General features: G+C 66.0%; 6 protein-coding genes. All 6 read right to left on the bottom strand.

Going from position 1 to position 7,106, the window contains the following annotated elements:
- Positions 1–1,086: 1,086 nt before the first annotated feature.
- The gene (locus XINFAN_RS18880) at positions 1,087–1,317 is read right to left on the bottom strand and encodes a hypothetical protein (protein WP_124088416.1); all 231 of its coding nucleotides are present in this window, start codon (positions 1,315–1,317) and stop codon (positions 1,087–1,089) included.
- 473 nt (positions 1,318–1,790) lie between these two features.
- A complete protein-coding gene (locus XINFAN_RS18875) occupies positions 1,791–2,612 on the bottom strand; it encodes a sulfite exporter TauE/SafE family protein (RefSeq protein ID WP_124088415.1) in 822 nt (273 codons plus the stop codon).
- 154 nt (positions 2,613–2,766) lie between these two features.
- Positions 2,767–3,768 carry a tRNA dihydrouridine(20/20a) synthase DusA gene (gene dusA / locus XINFAN_RS18870; protein WP_124088417.1) on the bottom strand — a complete coding sequence of 334 codons (1,002 nt, stop codon included), beginning with the start codon at positions 3,766–3,768 and terminating at the stop codon, positions 2,767–2,769.
- A gap of 294 nt (positions 3,769–4,062) precedes the next feature.
- Positions 4,063–5,460 carry a helix-turn-helix domain-containing protein gene (locus XINFAN_RS18865; protein WP_124088414.1) on the bottom strand — a complete coding sequence of 466 codons (1,398 nt, stop codon included), beginning with the start codon at positions 5,458–5,460 and terminating at the stop codon, positions 4,063–4,065.
- Between the two features lie 775 nt (positions 5,461–6,235).
- Positions 6,236–6,547 (bottom strand): hypothetical protein, encoded by a 312-nt coding sequence (locus XINFAN_RS18860; RefSeq protein WP_124088413.1) that lies wholly within the window; start codon positions 6,545–6,547, stop codon positions 6,236–6,238.
- A gap of 69 nt (positions 6,548–6,616) precedes the next feature.
- Positions 6,617–6,787 (bottom strand): hypothetical protein, encoded by a 171-nt coding sequence (locus XINFAN_RS22035; protein ID WP_199286468.1) that lies wholly within the window; start codon positions 6,785–6,787, stop codon positions 6,617–6,619.
- Positions 6,788–7,106 lie beyond the last annotated feature (319 nt).

The following is a 7,106-nucleotide window of genomic DNA, read 5'->3' as shown; positions in this document are numbered from 1 at the left end:
AATCTCCGGCATGACCGCTCTCCTGTGTGGAGCCTCGCAGGCCCTCCCTGGCAAACAGATGCCGTCGGGCGGCGGTAACATCATAAATGCCCTGGTGCGACAGGTTTTTCAACGCAGACAATGATCACCTTCACCGCTGGACCGGCGCCGCATAGGTTAATACCGGGGAAAGCCCGCTCGGCCCTAGGCTCTAGACTCATTAGCTTTAGAGCCAGAACACTGATCTGCTGCCGGTTTTGTGGGCACGAAGATAAGATCGTGCCCGGGGAACCGGAGAGTGGATATGACGAGACGGAAGTTCAGCCGCGAGTTTACAGTCGATGCCGTGAGGCTGGTGACGTATGAGGAGGATCAGGGATTGATCCGGGGGATCAATTCCCCGACGAATGGGGGCGTAGCGGTAGCGCAGGCGGCCCGTGACCCTGCCGTTGCGGCGAGCGTGTTGGGTCGGTGGATGCGGGAACGGACCACAACCCTGGCCACAGCTTTCCCCGGGAACGGGCGGATGCGGGCCGGTCTGGCCGAGATTTCGGCTCTGAAGAGAGAGGCCTCCCGGCTGCGCGCGGAGCGTGACATGCCTCGAAGAAAGCTGCGGCTTTTTTCGCGCGCGTTTGCGGCTGATTGCGCCATTGGTTCGAGCGATCAGCCGAAAGAATATGAGGTTCGCCTTCATCGCCAAACACCGCCACATCTGGCCGGTCAGCTGGCTCTGCGAGGTTCCTGAGGCTTCGCGGTCCGGCTTTCATGCCTGGCTCAGCCGCCCACCCGGCACCCGCGAGGTCCATGATGCGAAGCGCGTCGCAGCGATCGGGACGGGCTTCAGGATCAGCGACCGCACCTGTGGCGCCCGCCGCGTCTGGCGCGATGTCCTGGCGGAAGGACTGGCCGTGCGGACTTCTCCGGATCGCACGGCTGATGCGGACCAGGGCCTTGCGGGCACGCCCCAGGCGTCCGGAAGCTGTCTCGCCGACCGCCGGGCTGAGCGCGGCCAGTCCTGCGGCAGTCGCCACACCGTAGGTCGCACCTACAGCCTTCGCCAGAACATCCAGAGATGCCTTCTCCGCCAAAGCGGAAGGCATCGGCACATCATATTGCAGGTTTGCGACCGGCCCTGAGTCCTTTCGGTAACTCCGGCAGTTCCAGCGCCTCCGGCTGGCTGCCGCACCGGGTCAGCCTCCCGATGCCCGAGGCGATGCGGTTCATCCGCGCCTCGGACAGCATGTCGCGGGCATAAAGGTCGAGGCAGCGCTCCAGCGTCGCGAGGTCGGCCTCGCCGGTCCCCTTGGCGCGCAGCCGTGCCGCCACCGCATCGCTCATCTGCGCCCGTGGCAGACCTCGGCCATCAGCTTCCAGGCCGTGGCCGCCGTCCAATCCCCTCGGTGATGACATGGTACAGCCACTTCCGGGCATTGCCCACGGACAGCAGGTTGTGGGTCGGGGCATCGGACATGGGATCACTCTCGGCGGTCAGTTTCCGGGCGAGAATATAGGCTTCGGCGCGCGCTTCGCTGCGCAGGGAAAGCTGGAACAGGGCGTTTTCTGTGGAAACCCCGGACTCCGCCGCCAGTAACAGATGTTTCCCCGGCGGAAGAGGTGACGGTGCTTGCCCATGACGGCCCCCGATCAAGGGCGAACGGGCCGCGACAGACAGGCCAAGTGTGCCACATCCGTGCGTCACTTCACAGCGGGGATAGACATAAAGAATTGATTTAAAAACATAAAAATAAGGACATACCTTCAGATATCCCCGCCGGAGGCATCCGCCCGGAACCGGCGGAGCTCTTTTTCGCTCAGAACACGACTTTGCGCAGCATGTTGAGCGCGACCAGCGTCAGGAACACCGCGAAGGCGCGTTTCAGCGGTTTGGGATCCATCGCATGGGCCAGCCGCACCCCCCAGGGCGTGGTCAGAAGCGTGGTGCCGATCACGATCAGGAAGGCGGGCAGGCTGATCGCGCCGACGCTCAGCGGCGGCGCATGGTCGATGCGCAGGAACAGGAAACCGATCACCGCCGGCACCGCGATCAGCACCCCGAAGCCCGAGGCGGTGGCGATCGCGCGGTGGATCGGCATGTTGAAAAGCACCATCAACGGAACGCCGAAAGTGCCGCCGCCGATCCCCATCAGCGCGGAAAAGAAGCCGGTGAAGGAGGCAAGCAGCCCCCGCAGAGGCTGGCCCGGCATCTCAGCCCCGAGCCGCGCGGAATCGCGCCCGAAGGCCATCCACAGCCCGGCGAGCCCGGCGAGCGCCCCGAACAAGGCCTGAAGCACGCTCGAAGACACGCCCGAGGCCACCCAGACCCCCAGAGCCGAAGCCAGCACCAGCCAGGGGCCCCAGGATCTCAGCACCTGCCAGTCCACCGCCCCCTTGCGATGATGCGCCGAGACCGAGCGCAGCGAGGTCACCACGATCGTCGCAAGTGAGGTGGCGACGCAGATCTGCATCACCTGGTCGCCGCCATAGCCGAGCGCCTGGAAGGCGTAGAAGAAGGCCGGAACCAGCACGATCCCGCCTCCCACGCCCAGAAGCCCGCCGATCACCCCGGCAAATCCGCCGATCACGATCAGCGCAAGCGCCATCGGCAAGAGGGTCGAAAGTTCGGGAAACGGCATGGGAGTCCTCTCGGGCGGTCTTCGGCCTGCAATATGCCTGCGCTGTGGTCAGGGGCCAGAGGCAAGCGGGCTTTTGCCTGTGCACCCCGGCCGGATGCGGCGAAAATGCCGATACCGGGGTGCTTTTCGGCCCCCCGGGAAGTGTCCTCCCGCCTCAGGCTGCCGCGGCGGCGGCCTCCACCCGTTCCAGGGCCTTCAGGACGACATCCACGCCCGCGCCCTCGCGGCAGGCGTCCGAGGACAGCACCTGGCGCCAGCCGCGGGCGCCGGGCCGGCCATGGAACAGGCCCAGCATATGCCGGGTGATCTGATGCAGCCGCCCGCCCGCCGCCAGATGCGACTCGATATAGGGCAGCATCGCCCGCACCACTTCGTCCGGCGCGGGGGCATGATCTTCTCCCCAGAGCGCATCGGCCCCGATCAGCGTGTGGCCCGGATCGTGATAGGCGGCGCGGCCGAGCATCACCCCGTCCACGCCCTGCGCCAGCAGTTCCCGCGCGGCGGCAAGGCTTGTCACCCCGCCGTTCAGACAGATGGTCAGCTCGGGGAAACGCGCCTTCATCCGCAGGACCAGATCGTGATCGAGCGGCGGGATCTCGCGGTTCTCTTTCGGCGACAGGCCCTGGAGCCAGGCCTTGCGGGCGTGGATCACGAAATGGCTGATTCCTGCCGCGGCCAGCCGGTCGATGAAGGCGGGCAGCACCTGTTCGGGGTCCTGGTCGTCCACGCCGATGCGGCATTTCACCGTGACGGGTGCCGCCGTCTCGGCCTGCATCGCGCTCACGCAGCGCGCGACCAGATCGGGATCCTTCATCAGCACCGCGCCGAAACAGCCCGACTGCACCCGGTCCGACGGGCAGCCGCAGTTCAGATTGATCTCGTCATAGCCCCAGGGCGCCGCGATCCGCACCGCCTTGGCCAGTTCGCGGGGATCCGAGCCCCCGAGTTGCAACGCCACCGGATGCTCGGCCGGATCATAGCCGAGAAGCCGGGCTGCCGGCCCGTGGATCACCGCGGGCGCCGTGACCATCTCGGTATAGAGCATCGCGCGCCGCGTCATCAGCCGGTGGAGATACCGGCAATGCCGGTCGGTCCAGTCCATCATCGGCGCCACGGAAAGGCGGAAACTATCGTTATTACTGTCTTTCTCGTCCATCTTCGCCAGCCGTTCCGGCAAGTTCATCTTGGTCATTCTTGCGCATTTTGTGTGGTTTTATCCGCTTTCCGTCTCTGCTTTGCCAAAGGTAAGCGGATTGGAAGCGGCCATATCAGCAAAGGGGAACCCTCACCGGGCACCGCCTTTAAGACGGCCCCGTCGTCTATACCGCACAAATGCGGGTCATGCGAGACGGCAAGAAGGTTTCCGCCTCGTCCGGGTTCGACCGGCGATCTGCCACAGCGGCACAGATCAGGCGCAAAGATACCTGAGCTGATCGCTCCGGCAAAAATCTCACTCCGCGATTTCATAGGGCAGGAGATCGCGGCTGTCGGGATTGACCTTCAGCCGCCGTTCCAGCGGCGGGACCGAGCGCTGGTGGCAGGTGGCGCGCTCGCAGATCCGGCAGGAGATGCCGATCGGCTCGAACCGACCCCGTGGGTCCAGCCCGTCGGCATAGACCATCTCGCTTGCGTGCCGGACCTCGCAGCCCAGCCCGATCGCATAGCGCCGCACCGGGGCGAGGAAGGCGCCGCCGGGTTTCGACACCTCGCGCGCGAGGCAGAGATAGCGCACGCCGTCGGGAGTTTCGACGAACTGGCGCAGGAACTTTCCGGGGGTCTCGAAGGCCTGGTGGACGTTCCACAAGGGGCAGGCGCCGCCGAAACGCGCGAATTGCAGCCGCGTGGCGGAATGGCGCTTGGTGATGGTGCCGGCCTGATCGACGCGCACGAAGAAGAACGGGATCCCCTTGGCGCCGGGCCGTTGCAGGGTCGAGAGCCGGTGCGCCACCTGCTCGATCGAGGCGCCGAACAGATCCGCCAGCCGCTCCAGATCGTGGCGCGTCTCGCGCGCGGCCTCCAGAAAGGCGCGATAGGGCAGCAGTGCCGCCCCGGCGAAGTAATTCGCCAGCCCGATCTTGGCGATGTCGCGCGCCTCGGGGGTGGAGAAGCGGGCGAAATCCAGCGTCGCCTCCAGGAGATCGTTCTGGGTCAGGAGCGCCAGCTGATAGAGAAGCTGGAACCGCCGCGTCGCATCCTGGGCCCGGGCCGAGATCACCAGCCGCCGCGCCGCCGGATCGTAGCGGCGGATCGCGGGCGTGTCGTCGTAATGCAGCGCGACGCCCTGGCGGTGCAACAGATCCTCGGCCAGCCGGATCACATCGCGTTTCGGCCCGGCCGAGGTGGCGAAATGCTCGGCCGCGCGGTCCACCGCGTCGATGTAATTGTCGCAATAATGGAAGAAGTCGCGCACCTCCTCCCAGGGGCTGGGCTTCAGCCCCGCATCCTCGCGCCCCAGAGCCTCATCCAGCGAGGCCAGCCGCTCGTGATTTTGCCGGTAGGCGCGATGCAGGTCGAGAAAGGCCCGCGCCAGCGCCGGGGCGTTCGAGGCGGCGAGCCGCAGGTCCGCCAGCGGCGGCGTGGCGGCGGTAAAGACCGGATCGGCCAGCGCCTCGCGCATGTCGCTGACCAGCCGCTCGCTTTCGCCGACCGTCAGCTCGGTCACGTCGAGCCCGAATTCCTGCGCCAGTGCCAGCACCACCGCGGCCGAGACCGGCCGGTGGTTGTTCTCCATCTGGTTGAGATAGGGCAGCGAGACCCCCAGCTTGTCGGCGAAGGATTTCTGGGTCAGCGCCAGCCGCCCCCGGATCTCGCGCAGCTTCACCCCGGCGTAGAGTTTTTGCGTGGCCATGTCGGGCTCCGTTTTGCAAAATTCTGAACCACTTTGCAAAGCGCGGGTCAAGGATCTTCGCGGAGGACGGCATCCCGGCCCGCTGCGCTTTTCCCGGCGGGGGCGGCCTTGTTGCAAAAGTCAGGCACTGCCCGGTGATGGCCTTGTTGCAGGAGCTTTCGCGGTAATGCGCGTGATCCGGAACGCGACGGATGAATGTATTGACCCGGCGGAATCTGCTCAGGTTATAAGCCGCTCATCGGAATGCCTCGGCGGGCGTGCGCATGGCAAGCGGCTGATGAGGGCGGCGGTTGTTACAGAAGCTGATCCAATCCCAAAATGACCGGGTGGCGGCCTGACCATTGGGAGCGTTGGTGCATCATACCTACCCCTTCCATCCTGCATTTCAGGATGGTCTCCCGGACGAATGGCGTCGTGTTGGTCCAGTCCAGATCTGCCCCGGCCCCTTCGCCCTCTGTCTGAGGATGGACGGGGCCAACCCAGCGGGGCCGGATCGCCGACCTACCCGGGGGGCCAGACTTTCGACCATTATCGGGTGTTCAGAGACAGGAAAAAGTGCAGGAATCCGGAACTGGCCTCAACCACCCCGTAAAGCCCCTTAAATGGCCATTTTACGCCGCCACTGCAGGACATGCCATTTCGCGGCGCCGCCGGGCATCGACCGCCAAAAAACTGTATTCATTGGCTCTTCCGGGGTCAGTCGGCCTCTTTTGGTCTTTCCGGCGGCACTCGGCTAAACCGCGATACTGGCCGGCGGCGACATAACGGCGGCGTATCAGCGCGCCTGATGCCAGCGGGTCTGGCCGTCGGCCTGGTGGTCGCCGGGGCGGCGGTCGGCGGCGCAGGGATTGTAGCAGCCATCCTCCGACCGTCCGGCCATCCGGTCAGGCGGTGGGTCGGGGTCGCGTTCGGGCTGCGGCGGCGGATCCCTGAACGGCGGCGGCGCCGGAGGCGGCGGGGCATCGGGCTGCTTCGGCTCTTCGGGCAGATCGGGGGGCAGATCGGGGCCCGGATCGGGACCCGCACCGGACAGATCCGGCGGGGGCAGATCGCGGCGGGCCGGAGACAGGGCGGTCATGGCGTTCACGGGATTTCCCCTGACTGGTTGCGGCGGGAAACGGCGGGGCCTGAGCCCCGCCGCGACGATCCGGCTCGCTTACTGGCGCTGCGGATTGCGTTCCTGATCCTGGCCGGGCTGACGGCGCTGATCGGGATCCTGCTGCTCCTGCTGGCGGCCGGGGCCCTGGTCGCGCTGCCGGTTGGGATCGTTCTGCGGCTGCTTCGGATCATGCGACGGGTTGCGGCCGGGATCTCTGGGGTCTGCCATGGCTTATCCTCCATTCTCTCTGCTGACATGACGCGTGATTGCGCCATTGGGAGAAAGATGTCGGTCCGCGACCGGGATTTCCACGCCTGATCGGACAGTTCCTGAAGGGGCGGCGCCGGATGGCCGGTCCGGCGTTCCGGCCTGGGCCGGTTCCCGCGGATGGGGCTTGCGGCGGGGGTTTCCGGCTCAAACGTGATGGAACAAATCGGCCCTTGGCTTATGTGGGGACGACCACGGGCGGGGTTTCCCCCGCCCGTGTTTGTTGCGTTGTCTTTGCGTTCAGATGGTGAAGATCAGATTCGAGACGAAGGCGACCGCC

The organism is Pseudogemmobacter humi (assembly GCF_900609055.1).
In the GTDB taxonomy this organism is placed as follows: Bacteria; Pseudomonadota; Alphaproteobacteria; order Rhodobacterales; family Rhodobacteraceae; genus Pseudogemmobacter; species Pseudogemmobacter humi.
This window is presented reverse-complemented; position numbering and strand designations above follow the sequence as displayed.

What these genes read in the sequence shown, in the direction of transcription:
- XINFAN_RS18880 (WP_124088416.1), bottom strand. Translation starts at nt 1,317, where the DNA reads ATGAGCGATGCGGTGGCGGCACGGCTGCGCGCCAAGGGGACCGGCGAG.
- XINFAN_RS18875 (WP_124088415.1), bottom strand. Translation starts at nt 2,612, where the DNA reads ATGCCGTTTCCCGAACTTTCGACCCTCTTGCCGATGGCGCTTGCGCTG.
- dusA (WP_124088417.1), bottom strand. Translation starts at nt 3,768, where the DNA reads ATGGACGAGAAAGACAGTAATAACGATAGTTTCCGCCTTTCCGTGGCG.
- XINFAN_RS18865 (WP_124088414.1), bottom strand. Translation starts at nt 5,460, where the DNA reads ATGGCCACGCAAAAACTCTACGCCGGGGTGAAGCTGCGCGAGATCCGG.
- XINFAN_RS22035 (WP_199286468.1), bottom strand. Translation starts at nt 6,787, where the DNA reads ATGGCAGACCCCAGAGATCCCGGCCGCAACCCGTCGCATGATCCGAAG.